Source organism: Clostridium sartagoforme AAU1 (genome assembly GCF_000401215.1).
In the GTDB taxonomy this organism is placed as follows: domain Bacteria; phylum Bacillota; class Clostridia; order Clostridiales; family Clostridiaceae; genus Clostridium; species Clostridium sartagoforme.
The window spans coordinates 1-502 of record NZ_ASRV01000161.1 but is presented as its reverse complement, the minus strand read 5'-3'; the positions used below and the strand labels follow the sequence as shown (position 1 = coordinate 502).

The following is a 502-nucleotide window of genomic DNA, read 5'->3' as shown; positions in this document are numbered from 1 at the left end:
TGGTGAACGTAGTTCAGTTGGTAGAGCGCCAGTTTGTGGCACTGGTTGTCGTGGGTTCGAGTCCCATCGTTCACCCCATTCGCTGGGATATCGCCAAGCGGTAAGGCACCGCACTTTGACTGCGGTATTCGTAGGTTCAAATCCTGCTATCCCAGCCAACTTGGTTTACTAGCTCAATCGGTAGAGCACTTGACTTTTAATCAAGGTGTACCGGGTTCGATTCCCGGGTAAGCCACCAAAATATATGCAGATGTGGCGGAATTGGCAGACGCACTAGACTTAGGATCTAGCGCCATTGGCGTGGGGGTTCGACTCCCTTCATCTGCACCATATTTTAAACTAAAATAAGCGGAAGTGGCTCAATGGTAGAGCGTCACCTTGCCAAGGTGAATGTTGCGGGTTCGAGTCCCGTCTTTCGCTCCATATTATGCGGGTGTAGCTCAATGGTAGAGCCCTTGCCTTCCAAGCAAGTTACGTGAGTTCGATTCTCATCACCCGCTCC

The 502-nt window shown here is 51.0% G+C and carries 6 tRNA genes; all 6 read left to right on the top strand.

Going from position 1 to position 502, the window contains the following annotated elements:
* Positions 1-2 precede the first annotated feature (2 nt).
* The 6 genes from A500_RS13135 (at position 3) to A500_RS13110 (ending at position 500) form a co-directional block, all read left to right on the top strand.
* Positions 3-78 (top strand) — tRNA-His (locus A500_RS13135).
* A gap of 5 nt (positions 79-83) precedes the next feature.
* A tRNA-Gln gene (locus tag A500_RS13130) sits at positions 84-158 on the top strand.
* Positions 159-162: 4 nt separating this feature from the next.
* Positions 163-238, top strand: a tRNA-Lys gene (locus A500_RS13125).
* An 8-nt stretch (positions 239-246) separates the two neighbouring features.
* Positions 247-330, top strand: a tRNA-Leu gene (locus A500_RS13120).
* Positions 331-348: 18 nt separating this feature from the next.
* A tRNA-Gly gene (locus tag A500_RS13115) sits at positions 349-423 on the top strand.
* A 6-nt stretch (positions 424-429) separates the two neighbouring features.
* Positions 430-500 (top strand) — tRNA-Gly (locus A500_RS13110).
* The last annotated feature ends 2 nt before the right edge of the window (positions 501-502 follow it).